General features: G+C 60.7%; 12 protein-coding genes. 5 read left to right on the top strand and 7 right to left on the bottom strand.

Annotated elements, in window-relative coordinates; translation table 11 throughout:
• The first annotated feature begins 41 nt into the window (after positions 1-41).
• Positions 42-2,180 (top strand): hypothetical protein, encoded by a 2,139-nt coding sequence (locus GGU46_RS17300; RefSeq protein WP_183404824.1) that lies wholly within the window; start codon positions 42-44, stop codon positions 2,178-2,180.
• Between the two features lie 73 nt (positions 2,181-2,253).
• On the opposite strand, the gene GGU46_RS17295 is transcribed toward GGU46_RS17300, so the two are convergent.
• The gene (locus GGU46_RS17295; RefSeq protein WP_183404823.1) at positions 2,254-2,655 is read right to left on the bottom strand and encodes a hypothetical protein; all 402 of its coding nucleotides are present in this window, start codon (positions 2,653-2,655) and stop codon (positions 2,254-2,256) included.
• Positions 2,656-2,992: 337 nt separating this feature from the next.
• Here GGU46_RS17295 and GGU46_RS17290 point away from each other — a divergent pair, with 337 nt between their 5' ends.
• Complete coding sequence (locus GGU46_RS17290; RefSeq protein ID WP_183404822.1) at positions 2,993-4,633, top strand: amidase; 1,641 nt, start codon at positions 2,993-2,995, stop codon at positions 4,631-4,633.
• 246 nt (positions 4,634-4,879) lie between these two features.
• Positions 4,880-6,139 carry a hypothetical protein gene (locus tag GGU46_RS17285; RefSeq protein ID WP_183404821.1) on the top strand — a complete coding sequence of 420 codons (1,260 nt, stop codon included), beginning with the start codon at positions 4,880-4,882 and terminating at the stop codon, positions 6,137-6,139.
• Between the two features lie 95 nt (positions 6,140-6,234).
• Here the strand turns inward: GGU46_RS17285 and GGU46_RS17280 are convergent, their stop codons facing one another.
• Positions 6,235-6,486: a hypothetical protein gene (locus GGU46_RS17280; RefSeq protein ID WP_183404820.1), complete on the bottom strand. Its 252-nt coding sequence runs from the start codon at positions 6,484-6,486 to the stop codon at positions 6,235-6,237.
• A 98-nt stretch (positions 6,487-6,584) separates the two neighbouring features.
• Complete coding sequence (locus GGU46_RS17275; RefSeq protein ID WP_183404819.1) at positions 6,585-7,130, bottom strand: hypothetical protein; 546 nt, start codon at positions 7,128-7,130, stop codon at positions 6,585-6,587.
• Between the two features lie 114 nt (positions 7,131-7,244).
• Between GGU46_RS17275 and GGU46_RS17270 the strand changes: the two genes are divergently transcribed.
• A complete protein-coding gene (locus tag GGU46_RS17270) occupies positions 7,245-7,844 on the top strand; it encodes a Uma2 family endonuclease (protein WP_183404818.1) in 600 nt (199 codons plus the stop codon).
• 125 nt (positions 7,845-7,969) lie between these two features.
• Here GGU46_RS17270 and GGU46_RS17265 read toward each other — a convergent pair whose 3' ends face one another.
• On the bottom strand, positions 7,970-8,251 hold the full coding sequence (locus GGU46_RS17265; protein WP_183404817.1) for a hypothetical protein: 282 nt from the start codon (positions 8,249-8,251) through the stop codon (positions 7,970-7,972).
• Positions 8,252-8,345: 94 nt separating this feature from the next.
• Here GGU46_RS17265 and GGU46_RS17260 point away from each other — a divergent pair, with 94 nt between their 5' ends.
• Complete coding sequence (locus GGU46_RS17260) at positions 8,346-10,256, top strand: ABC-F family ATP-binding cassette domain-containing protein (RefSeq protein ID WP_183404816.1); 1,911 nt, start codon at positions 8,346-8,348, stop codon at positions 10,254-10,256.
• A gap of 501 nt (positions 10,257-10,757) precedes the next feature.
• On the opposite strand, the gene GGU46_RS17255 is transcribed toward GGU46_RS17260, so the two are convergent.
• Genes GGU46_RS17255 through GGU46_RS17245 form a run of 3 tightly spaced genes read right to left on the bottom strand, consistent with a single transcriptional unit; the run spans position 10,758 to position 15,174 of the window.
• Entirely contained in the window at positions 10,758-12,581 is a 1,824-nt protein-coding gene (locus tag GGU46_RS17255) for a cytochrome c peroxidase (RefSeq protein WP_183404815.1), read from the bottom strand.
• Entirely contained in the window at positions 12,581-13,444 is an 864-nt protein-coding gene (locus GGU46_RS22490) for a leucine-rich repeat domain-containing protein (protein WP_183404814.1), read from the bottom strand. Before GGU46_RS22490 ends, GGU46_RS17255 begins: the two co-directional genes overlap by 1 nt.
• A 50-nt stretch (positions 13,445-13,494) precedes the next feature.
• On the bottom strand, positions 13,495-15,174 hold the full coding sequence (locus GGU46_RS17245) for an alkaline phosphatase PhoX (RefSeq protein ID WP_183404813.1): 1,680 nt from the start codon (positions 15,172-15,174) through the stop codon (positions 13,495-13,497).
• Between the last annotated feature and the right edge of the window lie 184 nt (positions 15,175-15,358).

Here is a 15,358-nt window from a genome sequence, read left to right as displayed (position 1 = left end):
CGCAGCTTCCTCGTAAGCAAGCCGTGTTTTCCTCGGAAGTCATGTCTGCTCCGGCCGCTCCACCAGCTCCGTCCCGCCGCCACTGGGGGCGCTGGCTGCTGCTGCTGGTGCTGGGTTTGGCCCTGGTAGTAGGGGTAGGGCTGACGTTTTTCCTGGACCCCTGGCTGCGGCGCACCCTGGAGCGGCAGGTAACGGAACGCAGCCGCGGCCGCTACCAGCTGCGCGTGGCCCGGCTGCACACCAGCCTCTGGCGGGACAATGCGGAGCTCAGCGGCATCCGGCTGCGCACCGTGGCTACCTCTCCCGACTCGGCCCGGCTGCCACCCGTGCGCTTCGCTCTAGCCCAGCTGCGCGTAAGCGGCATCGGGCTGCTGGCCCTGGTGCGTCGCCGCGAGGTGCCCATCGACAGCATTGCCCTTGATTCCCTGAGCCTGCACCTGGCGGCCTGGCCCCGAGGGGGTAGCAAACGGCCCCTGCACGAGCAACTGCCGGTGCCCGGAATTCGGGTGGGGGCGCTGGCCATGCGCCACGCGCGGGTTGCCTACGGGCCGGAACAGCAGCCGGCGGTGCAATTGGGAGAAGCTACTGTTGTGGCGCAGGACATCTGGCTGAGCGCCGCCGGAGCCGCCGACTCCGCCCGGACTGGCTACGCCGCCGCCGTGGCCGCCCAGCTGCGCGGCGCAGCCCTGCGGGTGCCGGGGCACGAGCTGAAACTGGTGCGGGCCGCATTCTCCTCCCGCCGCCAGCGCCTGCAGCTCGATTCCGTGCTGGTTCATCCCCATCAAGCTATCAGCAACACCCGCACTCCGGCCGTGCGCCTGAGCCTGGCCCTGCCGCGGCTGGTGCTGGCCGGGCTGGATGCCGCCGGCCTCAGCCGAAACCGCTTCCGCGCCGATACGCTGCGGCTGCAGGCTCCCCACCTCGCCCTTACCCTGCCTGCTCAGTCGCCGCCAACCCTGGTGCAGATGCTGCAGCCTTATCTGCGCGAGTGCCGCCTGAACCGGCTAGAGGTATCAGAAGGGCAGGTGCGCGTAGCCGGACTGGAGTTGGCCCCGGCCATTGCCGATGTGCAGCTCTCCGCCACCAAAATTCAGGTGCTGCCCCGCCGCGCGCTAGCCACCGATGTGCTTTACGCCCGCGCCTGGCAGGTAAGCACCGGCCGGGCCACGGGTACCCTGGATGCGCCCTACTACCACGTATCGTGGCAGCAGCTACGGGCCAACAGCCAAACCAAGCTGCTCCAGGTAGCGGGGGCGCTGGTAGTGCCCACCCGAAGCGTAGAGGCGCTGGCCCGGGGTAAGGGCCACCAGGCAGCCTACGTAACGGTCCGGCTGCCGGAAATCCGGTTTTCGGGGCTTGATTTCGCGGCCGCCGCCAACCGCCAGCAGCTGCGGGCTACTTTGCTGCGGGTGCGTACCCCCCGCGTGAGCACCCGCAGCGACGGGCGCTTCCCCATCAACCCCAGCTACTCCGTGGCCACCCCCGAAGGCTTGGGCCGCCTGCCGTTTGGGCTGGCCATAGAGCGCCTGCGCGTGGAGGGGGCCACCATCAACATGAGTTACCGCTCCCCGCGCGACCCCCAGCCAGGCATCATGAGCATCGACCGGCTGGGGGTAGAGCTGCGCAACCTCAGCAACGACCCCCGCCGCATGAGTGCCGCCACGCCCCTAACCGGCGAGGCCACCGGCTGGGTGCAAAACCGCTGCCGGGCCCGACTAGCCCTGCGGGCAAACCTGCTGGACGCCCAGGGCCGCCACACCCTCACCGGCGAGTTTGGCCCTACCCCCCTCACCATCCTGAACGCTATGCTGGTGCCTACCCGCGGCCTGGCGCTGCGCAGCGGCCAGGTGCAGCGCATCCGGTTTCAGCTGCAGCTCGACCGCACTGCCGCCCGCGGTACCTTGTGGGGCGAGTACTCCGACCTGAAGCTGCAGCTGCTCAACCAGCAGGAAAAGCCTGGCCTGCTGCACCGCCTGGGAACCTCCGTGGTCAATGGCATCTTCCTCCGCGACCATAACCCGCGCCGGCCGGGCCAGCCGGTGCAACCCGGCCGGGTGCTTTCCGCCCGGGAGCCACGGTTCTCGGTGTTTTCGCTGTGGCGGCAGGGCCTGGTAAGCGGCATGCTCAACAGCGCCGGAGTGCCGACGGGGCTGGCCAAAAAGCTCAGTGAAGCGAAATAGGCGTGGGGCCGATGAAGGGCCCGCCAAGTAGCCCAGGCCCGAGGCCGGGCTCGGGACTACACTCAGCGGCAAGTCAGGTGGTGGCTTTTTGCTGCCGCAGCCAGATGCGGGCACTGGGCAGGTCATGGAAAGAAGCCACTATGGGTTTGTTAGTAGTCCGGATGATGTCTTGGACAACTTGTGGATTATGGGTAGCCGGAGAGTAAATCCAGGCCAGGTACCGCAGCCCGGCCACGTACATGGCCTGCAGCCAGCCTATGCCCCAGGTGGTAAGCTGCACGGCGATGCTCGTAACGTTGGAGTTGTCGTTGAGAATTTTACTGGAAGGCCACTGGCTCAGGGCCTCCAGCATCAGGCCGCACCCGGCCCGCGTGGAATCCTGGTCATGCTCGCCCCGCCAGTCGGCGTAAAGCCATTGATTTGTATAATCGTAGCTGATAACGAGGCCGGGAGTTTCCAGGATAATGTGCTGCATACATACTAAACGCAGGAGGTAGAAAAAAGAGAAAAATTAATAAAGCAGGTAGAACGTGGGAAGGGAAAGGGCAGATATATCAACGGCATGCAGAGCCCGCCTTGGCCCAGGCTAGCCCAAGCGGAGCACCCCCGCCGGAGGGGTAGCAACATTTAATGTATGAACATAGCTGATATAATCGAGAAGTGGTAGCCAGTGGCGCTCCGGCACACCTGTTCGCTTCCGCCAGCATACATCCTTCCCCCAGGAGAGCAGGGCTAAGGAGAGAAGGGTAAGCGGCGGCCGGCTAGGCGTTGCATCAGATTCCCGCTATCTTGAAGGCACAAACCTACTCGCTATGAACCGCCGAATTTTCCTGCGCAACGGCTCCCTCGCCGGCTTGGCTCTCTCTACTCTTTCGCTGGGGGCCTGCTCCACTACCCCCGAAAAAACCACCAACCCCGCCGATGGGGACGCGGCGGCTGATGGCGGCCCCGATACCAGCTTCGAGCTGCACGAAGCCACCGTGGCCGAGCTGCAGGAGAAGATGAAAAGCGGACAGCTCACCGCCCGCCGCATTACGGAGCTGTACCTGCAGCGCATCGAACAGGTGGACAAGGCCGGCCCCCGGCTGAACTCGGTGCTGGAAACCAACCCCGACGCCCTCAAGCTGGCCGACCAGCTGGATGAGGAGCGTAAAAACGGCAAGCTGCGCGGCCCGCTGCACGGTATTCCGGTGCTTATCAAAGACAACATCGACACCGCCGACCAGCAGCAAACCACTGCCGGCTCCCTGGCCCTGGCCGGGCATAAGGCGCAGCAGGATGCCTTTATCGTGAGGAAGCTGCGCGAGGCAGGGGCCGTGGTGCTGGGCAAAACCAACCTGAGCGAGTGGGCCAACTTCCGCTCCACGCGCAGCACTAGCGGCTGGAGCAGCCGCGGCGGCCAAACCAAGAACCCGTACATCCTCGACCGCACGCCCAGCGGCTCCAGCTCCGGCTCGGGGGCGGCGGCGGCGGCCAACCTGTGCGCCCTGGCCATTGGCACCGAAACTGATGGCTCCATTGTGTCGCCGGCCTCGTGCTGCGGGCTGGTGGGCTTTAAGCCAACGGTGGGGTTGTGGAGCCGCACCGGTATCATTCCTATTTCTGCCACCCAGGACACGGCCGGCCCCATGACCCGCTCCGTGCGCGACGCGGCCATTTTGCTGGGCGCCCTGGCCGGCGAAGATGCCGCCGATGCCGGAACCAGGGAAAGCAGCGGCAAAACGCAGCCCGACTACACTAAGTTTCTCGACCCCAACGGCCTCAAAGGCAAGCGCCTGGGCGTGGAGAAAGGTCACCTCACGGGTGCTTCCGACGCCATTCCGCTGCTCAAGCAAGCGGTGGAGCTGCTGAAAGCCCAGGGGGCTACCGTGGTGGAAGTAGAGGTGGAAAAACAAACCGACCCGCTGGGGGAGGCAGAGTACGATGTCCTACTCTACGAGTTCAAGGACGGCGTGAACAAGTACCTGGCAACGGCCGGCGCGGGCGTGAAAACCCTCACCGATGTCATCCGCTTCAACACCGACAACAAAGCCAAGGCCATGCCCTTCTTCCAGCAGGAAATCCTGGAAACCTCCAATAAGCTGGAAGGCCTGCAGAGCCCCAAGTACCAGTCCGCCCTGCGCAAGTCGCACCAGGGCGCCCGCACCGCCCTTGATACAGTGCTGCGCGAAAACAAGCTCGACGGCCTGGTAGCCATTACCAACGCCCCCGCCCGCTGCATCGACCTGATTAACGGCGACTCCGGTGGCGGACCGGGCTTTTCGTCGCCGGCGGCTATGGCGGGCTACCCCCACATTACGGTGCCCATGGGGCAGGTGCACGGGCTGCCGGTGGGCCTTTCATTTGTGGGCGGCGCTTACCAGGAAGGCCCTTTGCTCACGCTGGCGTATGCCTACGAGCAGGCCTCCAAGAAGCGCTCGGCTCCCGGGTTTAAGGCTCCGTTTTTAGGGTAGTACGCAGAGTAGTCAGTTAGCATAGAATAGCCCGAAGGGAATGCCGCATCCGCGTGACGTTTTCTTCGGGCTTTTTTCTGCGCCTAAAGGCCGTAGATGGAAGTTTTGGGTTGCAATACCTAACGGGTGCTATATAGTAGTAGTGGATTATCATAACTATTTCGAGTATTACTTTAAATATTTTGATTAGGTTTAGAGCTACATCATGTCATACTTATCCACCCAAAAACACAATCCCCTTCGTACATGAAGTTAAAATCACTTACGCTGGCGCTGCTTTGCAGCGGTATTGGTTTCCTGACCTCTTCTTGCGAAAAGGAAAACGAAATTGCCGCCGTGCAGCCGCAGGCCAGTCAAGCGGCCGCCGTTACCAGCAGCCAGACGGTTGGCGAGGGCAAATTCAAGCTCGATAAAGCCAAGCTGCTGGCCGCCGGGGCGAATTGTTCATACGATGTCTTCAGCAAAACGCTGGCCGCTAACGGCGCCCACGCCGTAGTGCCCAGCACCTGCGGCCCTACCCCCTTCAATACGGCCATCAACCCCTACGCCAACGCGTTCGGGGCACTGGAGTGGGAGTGGTACGATTTGCTCGTGACCATCAACCAGCTCTATACCTACCTCGATGGCAGCCGGCAAACCTTTGGGGCCGACGGTAGCCAAACCAACTTCGCCGCCAAGCACAAGCGCGACCTGGAATCGTTCTGGAGCATGCCCAACCAGATTACCCTGGTCGGCCAGCATACCCGCACCCTGCAGAACCGCGACGCTATTGCCGCCGTGTACGTGAACTTCGCCGGGCTATCGGCGGCCGACGCCTATGCCAACGCCGACTTTATCATTGCCAACATCATTCAGCCCAGCGCGGCCTTCAAAACCTCGCCCCTGCTCTCGTTTGATGGATTTGCTACCACCGATAAGCTGATTGTGATTGGCGACGGTATTGTGCAGGTGATGACCGATGCCGGGGTTGAGGAAGGCGTGACCTTCGCCGGCATTCTGGCCCACGAGTGGGGCCACCAGGTGCAGTTCAACAACTACACCGCCTGGTACGGCCCCCGGGTTGGTACCCCGGAGCAAACCCGCAAAACTGAGTTGGAAGCCGACTTTTTCTCCAGCTACTACCTCACCCACAAGCGCGGAGCCACCTACAACTGGAAACGCGCCGCCGAGTTCTTCGAGCTGTTCTACAACATCGGCGACTGCAGCTTCACGAGTAGCGGCCACCACGGCACGCCCAACCAACGCCTGGCCGCCTCGCGCCTGGGCTGGATTATCGCGCAGGAAACCAAGCCCATGGGCCACATCCTGAGTGCCAACGATGCTCACGACATCTTTATCGCGGCCCTGACCAGCGTCATCGAAAACAAGATTGACAGCTCCGCCGCCCTAGCCAGCCTGAAAACACCCCAGCAGAAGGCCGCATTCAGCAACGTGCTCAAACACGAGAAAGAGCTGAAAGGCATTGCCAATGGCAGCCTAAGCCACACGGCCATCGAGAACCTGTAGGTGGTGGTTTTGCTACCCCTGCTACCAAACACAACGACCCGCCTCGGCGGGTCGTTGTGTTTGGTAGCAGGGGTAGCCGTTGGCCTGGAAGCGGGCTATTTCGCGTCGTCTTCGGTGTCGGAGTCCTGGCTGCGGCCGCGGCTGGTGCGCTCGTTGGCCGAGGTGGCACTGCCCGAGCCGCCTTCGTCGCCGGCTTCGGCATCCAGGTTCAGCTCGTAGCCGCCCACGCCGTAGCTGGGCTTGCCCGACGACTGGCCCACCGGGCTGCCGGCTTGCCGGCCCTGGGCGGCGCGTTCCGCGAGGTCATCGTTTTCAGTCACGTTATTGGTGGGGTCGTTGGTTGCCATAGTAAAAGGGGGTAGTAACATGAACAGATGCTGGCTTATACGGCCCCGGCCTGCGGCAAGTCGATTTTTCATTCCAAAAACTCCCTACCTGGGGTTGCTTACGGCACGTACTGCTCAGCCAGGCCGGTCACCACGCCCTGCTTGGTTTCCACGATGAAGGGGGCGTAGCGAAACACATCGGTGCCCTGGTTCAGCACCTCGGAGGGGGTAGGGTTGTACTGGCGCAGCTCCCCGGTTTTGTTCCAGAAAGTCAGCACGGCTTTATCACTGAGGCGGAACGTACGCTGGCGCGGGCTGTCGTTCACGATGTAGTAATCGTTGAAGACGGAGTAGATGGTGTCGCCGTTCTGCACGTCCATCACGGCGTCGCCCTTGCGCTGGGCTGCCGCCACGGCATCGGCCCCGTTCAGGAATTGGATGTAGTCAACGGTGACATAATACTGGCCTTTCTCCTGGTAGAAGCGCCGGATGTAGCCGTGGTTGCGGCCCGTATTGCCTACTGTTTCCGTTGTTGATTGCTCGCCCTTTACGGCGGCGGGCACATTGTCGCGGGATTCGGCTACGGAGGTTTCCTGCTCGGAGCGGCAGGCCGCTACCAGGGTTAAGAGCAGGGCAAGGGGTAGGAGGGAGAGGCGAGAGTTCATGCGCAGGTGTACGGGGCCGGCAAGGGGCGGTTTGGGCAGTTCACCACAAAGCGGCGGCTAAATATCTCGCACTTGTAGTTGTTATCTTTGCTTAAGACCTGATACTGCTTTCCTATGGCTCTCATCACGCAGCTTTCCCAACTCGACCTGACGCGCCGCTACACCTACGCCGACTACGCAACGTGGCAGCTCTCGGAGTGGGTAGAGCTGATCCGGGGCCGGGTGCGCCTGATGAGCCCCGCCCCGAAGCGGCAGCACCAGGATATTACTCGGAATATTGAGTTTCCCATCATGCAGTTTCTGCGCGGCAAGAGCTGCAAGATGTATCATGCTCCCTTCGATGTGCGCCTGACCCGCGCTACCCCCAACGGCGACGCCAGCATCGAAACCGTAGTGCAGCCCGATATCTGCGTTATCTGCGACCCGCAGAAGCTGGACGAGCGAGGCTGCCTCGGCGCCCCCGACTGGATTATCGAAATCCTCTCACCCGGCAACGTTTCCCGCGACACCAAGGAGAAGTTTGACCTCTACGAGGAGGTAGGCGTGCGCGAGTACTGGATAGTAACCCCCGAGCAGAAAAACGTAGTCGTGTATCTGTTAAACGAGGAAGGCCGCTACGAGCTGCGCGGTGAGTTTTACACGCCCGGCCTAATTCCGGTGGCTACCCTGCCCGAGCTGCAGATAGAGTGGGCCGAGGTGTTTGAAGGGGTATAGGAAAGGCTGGCTTAACTCCCTGTAATGGAAATTTCAACAAGTGTTGATTATTTGTATAACCTTCCCATCTTTGTAGCAGTTAAACGCAAAAATGGCAGGCAGCCAAACGGGCCACCTGCCACCTTTTACCGGTGTTCGAGCCAGTAGCTTACTACGGCTCTAATGACCGCTCCCAAAGCTGTTTTACTCAGCTCCAGGAAAACAGGAAACCAACCGGCCTTGCCAGCTTGTTTCCCTTCCGTACTCACCTTCTTCATTTCCGAGTAGAAGTTAGGGTGTACCAGCACCCGCTTCTTGAAACCCCGGTTGTTCCACCAGCCGGGGTTTCGCCGTTCATAGGCAACCGTGTTGGAGGGGTGTTTCCCGTACGTTGCCGTGAAGATAGGAGCCGCTAACAGCTTCGGCAAAGCAAGATGAGCTTTTCGTAGAAGCTCCTTTCCGAATACGAATACCCTCCTGCTAAACCCGTACCTTTGCGGCTTCAAAGCCCCGCAAAGTAGGATGATTTCCATTACTGACCTCGACTTTCATTTCGGCTCGCGTACGCTCTACGACAAGGCCAACCTGCATATCAAGCCCAAGGATAAGATTGGCCTCATCGGGCTGAACGGCCGGGGCAAATCCACGCTGTTGCGTATTCTGGTGGGTGAGTACAAGCCCGATGGCGGTAGCATCTCCATGAGCAAGGACGTCAGCCTGGGCTTCCTGAACCAGGATTTGCTGAGCTACGACTCGCATGAGTCCATTTTGGTGGTGGCTATGCAGGCGTTTGCCGAGGCGCTGGAGATTCAGAAGAAGATTGACGAGGTGCTGCTGGAGTTTGAAACCAACTACACCGACGACCTGGTAGAAAAGCTGGCCGCTCTGCAGGAGCGTTTTGAAGCCTTGGGCGGCTACACCATGCAGGCCCGCGCCGAGGAAATTCTGGAAGGCCTGGGCTTTACTACCGAGGAGCTGCAGCGCCCCCTGAAGCTGTTCTCGGGGGGCTGGCGCATGCGTGTAATGCTGGCAAAAATTCTGTTGCAGCAGCCTTCCCTGCTCCTCCTCGACGAACCAACCAACCACTTGGACTTGCCCTCCATTAAGTGGATTGAAAACTATCTGGCTGGCTACGAAGGTGCCGTTATCATCGTATCGCACGACCGGGAGTTCCTGGACCGCACCACCAACACCACCGTGGAAGTAACGGGCGGCAAGCTGGTGCCCTACGCCGGCAACTACTCGTTCTACCTCGAAGAAAAGGAGGAGCGCAACGCCATCCAGAAAGGCGCTTTCGAAAACCAGCAAGCCCAGATCCGGCAGGCTGAGCGCTTTATTGAGCGTTTCAAAGCCAAAGCCTCGAAGGCCAAGCAGGCCCAGAGCCGCGTGAAGATGCTGGATAAGCTGGAGCGCATCGACGACGTAGCTGCCGATGATGCCCGCGTGAACATCAAGTTCAACTTCACCGTTACGCCCGGCCGCCACATCCTGCGCATGGAGCACGTAGGCAAGAAGTACGGCGAAAAGCTCATCTTCCGCGACACCCACGTACACATTGAGCGCGGCGACAAAATTGCCCTGATTGGCGCCAACGGCAAGGGCAAATCTACCCTGATGCGCCTGGTAGCGGGTTCCGAAGCCCCCACCACCGGCAACCACCAGCTCGGCCACAACGTCATCATGTCGTTCTACGCCCAGCACCAGCTGGAAAGCCTGCGCATTGAGAACGAGATTCTGCAGGAAATGATTGAGGCCGGCTCGAAGCGCTCAGAAATGGAACTGCGCTCGGTGCTGGGTTCCTTCCTGTTCACCGGCGACGACGTGTACAAGAAAATCAAGGTGCTGAGCGGGGGTGAGAAAAGCCGGGTAGCTCTGGCCAAAACCCTGATTTCAGAAGCCAACTTCCTGCTCCTCGACGAACCGACCAACCACCTGGACATGCAGTCGGTGAACATCCTGATTCAGGCGCTGGAGCAGTACCAGGGTACCTACATCGTGATTAGTCACGACCGTTTCTTCGTGGAGAATGTGGCCAACAAGATCTGGTACATTGAGGACTACCAGCTGAAGGAGTACCCCGGCACCTACAACGAGTACGAGCAGTGGCAGGAAGACCGGGAAAAGGCGGCCAAGAAGGCTGGCCTACCCTCGCCCTCGGCCCCCAAGCCCTTGCCCAAGGAGGAAAAGAAAGCAGAAGCCGCGCCCGCTAAAACCCCTTCGCCCGACCAGAAAAAAGCCCTGAAAGAGCTGGCCGAAGTCGAGAAGAAGATTGACGAGCGGGAAAAGGAGCTGGCCCAGTACGAAGCCCAGCTAGCCGACCCGCAGATTTACCAGAACGCCGCCCAACTCAAAGATGCTACCCTCAAATTCGAGCAGGTAAAAAAAGAGCTAGCCCAGCTGAATGACCGTTGGGAAATGCTGGCGGAGATGTAGAACCCGCTTGATAGAATGGAAAAGCCCCGCCCGGAAGCTATTTGCTTCCGGGCGGGGCTTTTGAGCTTTTAATATAACAGGATACAATAGTTTACTTGAGTGCACCTGCATTATTCAGTACGGGTGTTGTGATGCGCACAAATGGCTACTGACGTACATGCCCCAAGGATCAATGATAGTATGGCATACAAACATGACCCATACAGATCTACATGCAGAAACAGGGCATTCAGTAGTATGCATAGAACAGCGCCAACAACTCCACCACCTAGTCCAGAGAATATTAGGTTGCATATATAAACAAACCGTGCGTCCTTCTGCTGCTCATATTCGCTTCTGTATTTCATAGCCAAGCAGGTTCATCTTGTTAATTGCGAGTGTTATATAAGTATAAGATAGGACGTCGGATGACGAGAATAACCTCGATTTGTGTTATAGCTTTTGCGTGAAATAATATAGCTGGTATAGCGTACTAAAAGCGACACATTAGAGCAGCTTCTCTCAATATACTACCCCCTGCGTGTCGTTCAAAGATTTAATAAAGGCAATAATAGCCTGCTGCTCAGCGGTAGTCAAATCGAGCTTGTCTTCCGGCAGGGTTTGGGTAGGTACGGCAAGGCCCAGGCCGGCACCGCCGCCCCTGTTGTAGAAATCGAGCACCTGCTCCAGGGTTTGGTACACGCCGTTGTGCATGTAGGGGGCAGTGAGGGCCGCGTTGCGCACGGTGGGCGTTTTGAAGGCGTGCCGCTGGTGGGCCACGCCGTAGAGCAGAAACTTGCCGGGGTCCGTGTCCAGCTTTAGGGCCGCTGCATTGGCGGTGGCGGGCACGCCCAGCACTTCGCTTTCGGTTTTGTCGTAGAGGGGCGGCACGGTGCCGTTGAACAAAGGCAGGTAGTGACAGGTGCCGCACTGGGCCTTGCCCATGAACAGGTTGAAGCCCAGTATTTCCTGGTTGCCGAGCACCGTAGTATCGCCGCGCAGGAACTGGTCGAAGCGGCTGTTGAGGCCCACCAGGGAGCGGACGTAGGCCGCCACGGCGCGGCGGATGTTGCGCTCCGTGACGGGCTGCTTCTCGGTGGCGAAGGCTTGGGCAAACAGGCGGGGGTAGGCGGCTTTGCGGCGCAGCAATGCCGGAACCTCGTGAAGCTGACCGCCCATTTCGGCTTTGTTGGTGACCACGGCGTGCACCTGGTCTTCCAGGAAATGCACCCGGCTGTCGTAAAACTGGTCGGGCTGCAGAGCGGCGTTGAGTAGGGTAGGCGTGTTGCGCTCCAACTTCGCCTCGGCCAGCAGGGAGCGGTTCACGCGCAGCCCGTCGGTGTAGGCCCGGTCGGGTTGGTGGCAGCTGGCGCAGGAGCGCCCCGCCTTACCCGACAGCAGCGGCTCTCTGAACAAGGCCTCACCCAGGGCCAGTACGGCGGGAGTAGACGGGGCGGCGTCCGTGGGAGCGAAGAAGCCAGGGTCAAAGGCATCGGCCACGAAAAAGCTGGCGGCATCGGGCCGCACGGCGCGGCGCGTGGCTGTAAACGGAATACCTTGCTCTGTTTGGGCCTGGCGCAAAGCAGCCAGGGCGGGATTGAAGTAGCGGGTAAAGAACCGGGCCCGGTCGAAGCCATTGAAATTCTGCCCGGGGCGGGCCACGGCGGCGGCACTTCGTTCCAGCAGTTGAGTCAGGATGGCCGGGGCATTGCTCAGCGCCAGCACTTCCCGGGCCGCGTGCAGGGTAGCCGCCGCTTCGGGCAGGGAAGCATGCGCGGCCTGCGAGTCGAAGCCCGACAAGCCTTTGGCCGCCAGCCGGTACAGGTTCAGGCGCTGGGCGTCGTACACTTCCTCGGGCGGAAAAACCAGCAAGGGCAGCTGCTGCTCCAGGTAACGCACCTGGTAAAGCAGATTGTCGGTTTCCTGATGTACCAGGTCGCGGTTGGCGCGCGTGTCGGGGGTAGCAAACAAGTACTCTTCCAGCACCTGAAAGCCGGTGGGCTGAATGACCTCGCCCGGCTCGCCGGGCTCGGTTTCGGGCAGGGCCGCCCCATTGATGCGCTGGGCCGCGTGGGGGTAGTAGTACTCCACGGCAAACTCCAGGCACTTGTACTCCTGGCGGCAGGCCGCGAATTGCTGGCGCAGGCGGGTAGTATCGGCGGTGTAGGCGGTTTGCTGCAGGCGCTGCAAGCGGGTGCGCAGCTGCTGCAGGTGGCGGGTGTAGTAGGCCTTTACCTTCTCGGCGGGCGACTGGTAAAGCACCGCGAAGGAAAATAGCAGCCCCGCCAGCCCCAGCAATAAGGAGCGAGCCAGGCGGCCGCCTAGGGGTAGTGAGCGGGTGTGCATCAGAAGTGAAATGTGGCTCCGGGCAGGCGCGCTTCGGCCGCGCGGCGGGCTTGCGGGCTAAAGGTGTTGTTGCGCACAATGACGGTTTTCAGCTTTTTCAGCCTGCCCAGGCTTTTGGGCAAGGCCGTCAGCTGGTTATCGTTGGCAATGAGCATTTCCAGATTCTGCAGCTTGCCCAGGCTTTTGGGGAGCTGCTTTAACTGGTTGCCCGAAAGAATCAAAACCTTCAGCTGCCGGCAGTTGCCCAGGCTTTCCGGCAGCTCCTCCAACTGGTTGTTGGCCAGGTTCAGCTCTTCCACCTTGCCCAGGTTTTCCCAGTGGGCGGGGAGGCGCTGCAGCTTGTTGTCGTTCAGATACACGTAGCGCAGGTTGCGCAGGCGCCGGACGGAGGCGGGTAGAAACAGCAGCTGATTGTGCGAAACATCTACGTACTCCAGCTGCGCCAACTGTCCTACCTGCTCGGGGAGGGAAGTAAAGTTGTTGTAAGCCCCCATCAGGTAGCGCAGGCTGTCGAGGGCCCCAATGCTGGGCGGCAGCTCCGTGAGCATGTTTTGCTCAATCTGCAGCTGCCGCAACCGGTGCAGGCTGCCAAGGGCCGGCGGTAAATCCAGCAGGCTATTCTTGTTGATGAACAGTACCCGCAGGCTATCCAGTTGCGTGAGGCTACTGGGCAGGTGGCGCAGATGGTTTTCGTGGGCAAACAACAGCCGCAGCCGCCGCAGCTGCTCTATGTTTTGGGGCAGTAATTCCAGGTTCTGGCCCCGCAGGTTTAGCTCCGTAACGCAGGCGGGCTGGTGGAGGGCAGCAGGCAGGGAGTGCGAAACCTTTGTGGCGCACTGCGCCAAACACGTGTTGCCCTGCACGGCCTGCAGGGCAACAACGAGTATAGTTAACAGGAAAAGTACGCCCGACCTCACTGCTTTATAAAATGACGAGTGGTGAGGGTGGTAGCCGTTTTGATTACCAGGCTGTAGTGGCCGCCGTGCAGCTGGCTCACGGTCAGCTTCAGCGTGTTCTGGCCCTGGCTCAGGGTAGCCGACTGCTCCAGTACGCGGGCGCCCAGGGCGTTGTACACGGTGAGGGTAGCCGCTTCCCGCAGCCGGCCCGACAGGGCAATGGTCAGCTCGTCGGTGCTCACGGGGTTCGGATATACATCGGCCTTGCTAAGCTCTGGTTTAGCCGTGCTCAGGGCCGCGGCGGTGCCCAGCGTGCCTTTGCGGCCTATCACCAGGGCGGTGGACTTGTTGAACACTACCGCTTGGCCCGCCGCATCCGGGGTAGCAAGCGTGTTCTTCTCGTCGGGGCTCTGCATGGAAACGAAGATGAACCGCTCATCGGGCGAGAACGTCATGCCGGTGGGCTCACAGCCAGCGGGCGTTACGGCAAACAGCTCCACGGCGGGGGTAGCCTGCGTGTGGCAGGGCTTAATCAGCCAGATGTGGTTGCGGCCGCCATCCTGCAATACGTACAGGTTGCCCTTGGAATCAAAGGTGAGGTTATCGTTGCCGGTGCCCCAGCGCTCCGCAATGGTGCCGGTACCGTAGTTGATGGTGTACGCCTGGTCGGTTACCGTGGGCGAGTTGCCCGCGAAGATTTCAAAGCTGCTGATGGTAGTACCGGTGGCGCCTGAATCGGTGAAGCGGTAGGTAGTGCCGGGGCCTTTGGCCGTGAAGTAGATCTGGCCGGTAAGCGGGCTGATTTCAATGTCCTCAACACCATTGAAGCTGGTGGCCCCAAGGGCTCTGGCGGCCGTGGTGGTGTTGTTGCACTCCGTGGGGGTAGAGTTCGGGATTTGAATCCAGGTGCCCGTGGTGGCCGTGCCAATGGCGCCGCCCAGCTGGAGGGCATACAGCTTGCCCTTGCCCAGCTGACCGGCGGCCTCCGCCACAAACTTATACACGAAGCTGTTGGCGGAACCGTCATCGGCGCCTTCGTACACCGTGCGCAGGTCCGCCGCCACCACAATGTTCTCGTGCTTCAGGCGGCCCATCATCCACAGCTTGTCCGGCTTGCCGTCGCCGTTCTGGTCTTTCACCGTGTGCGTAGCAGGGTCAATTTCTATATTCCAGCCCGAGTCCAGGTAGCCGTCGTTGTTGGTATCTACCGGGTTCGTGGGGCCCAGATTTTCCTCGCAGGTCACAATAGAGCTCCAGGGCGTAACGGTGCCCGAGCAGTTGTTGATGGTACCGAGCACAGGGCCGAAGTTTACCGGGTGCTTGGCCGTTACGTTCCACAGTTTGGAGGTAGCGTTGAAATTCAGGCTAAGCATGCTTACCCCCGAGGTGGTGCCGGAGCCCTCGTGGTTGATGGAGAGGTAGCCGTTGGTGCTGCTGCCGCTTATAGGAGCGTAGCCCGTAAAGTCGAAGGCATCCAGCAGGCTGCCATCGGCCGCGTTGGTGTAGGCATCACCCCCCTGCGCCAGCATCTGAAACGTATGGGTGGAGGGAAGGCGCAGGTCCTGGGGCTGGGTGGAAGGCTGCACCGACGTGAACCGGCTGATGTGGTCCTCGGGCAGGGTGGGGCAGGCCGTTTGGGCCAGCGCGGCGGTGCTGCCGCTCAGCAAAGCCGCCAGAAGGGTAGAGGTAGGTTTCATACGTGCGTGTGGATTGGAATGCGCCGCAAGTACGAAACCCACTGTTTCGTGTGGTTTATGCCCAGGTTAAGGCTTCTTAAAGCCATGATTACCGTACGGTTACGCCTGCTTGGGCCTGGTGGGCGGCCGTCTTCGGCCTAGTGGGCGGTTCATTAACGCCGGTATTTTTATCTGCTGCCCCTAA

The sequence above is a fragment of the Hymenobacter latericoloratus genome, assembly GCF_014199535.1.
Taxonomy (GTDB): Bacteria; Bacteroidota; Bacteroidia; order Cytophagales; family Hymenobacteraceae; genus Hymenobacter; species Hymenobacter latericoloratus.
Note: the sequence above shows the minus strand (reverse complement) of the source record. Positions and strands in the feature narration are given on the sequence as shown.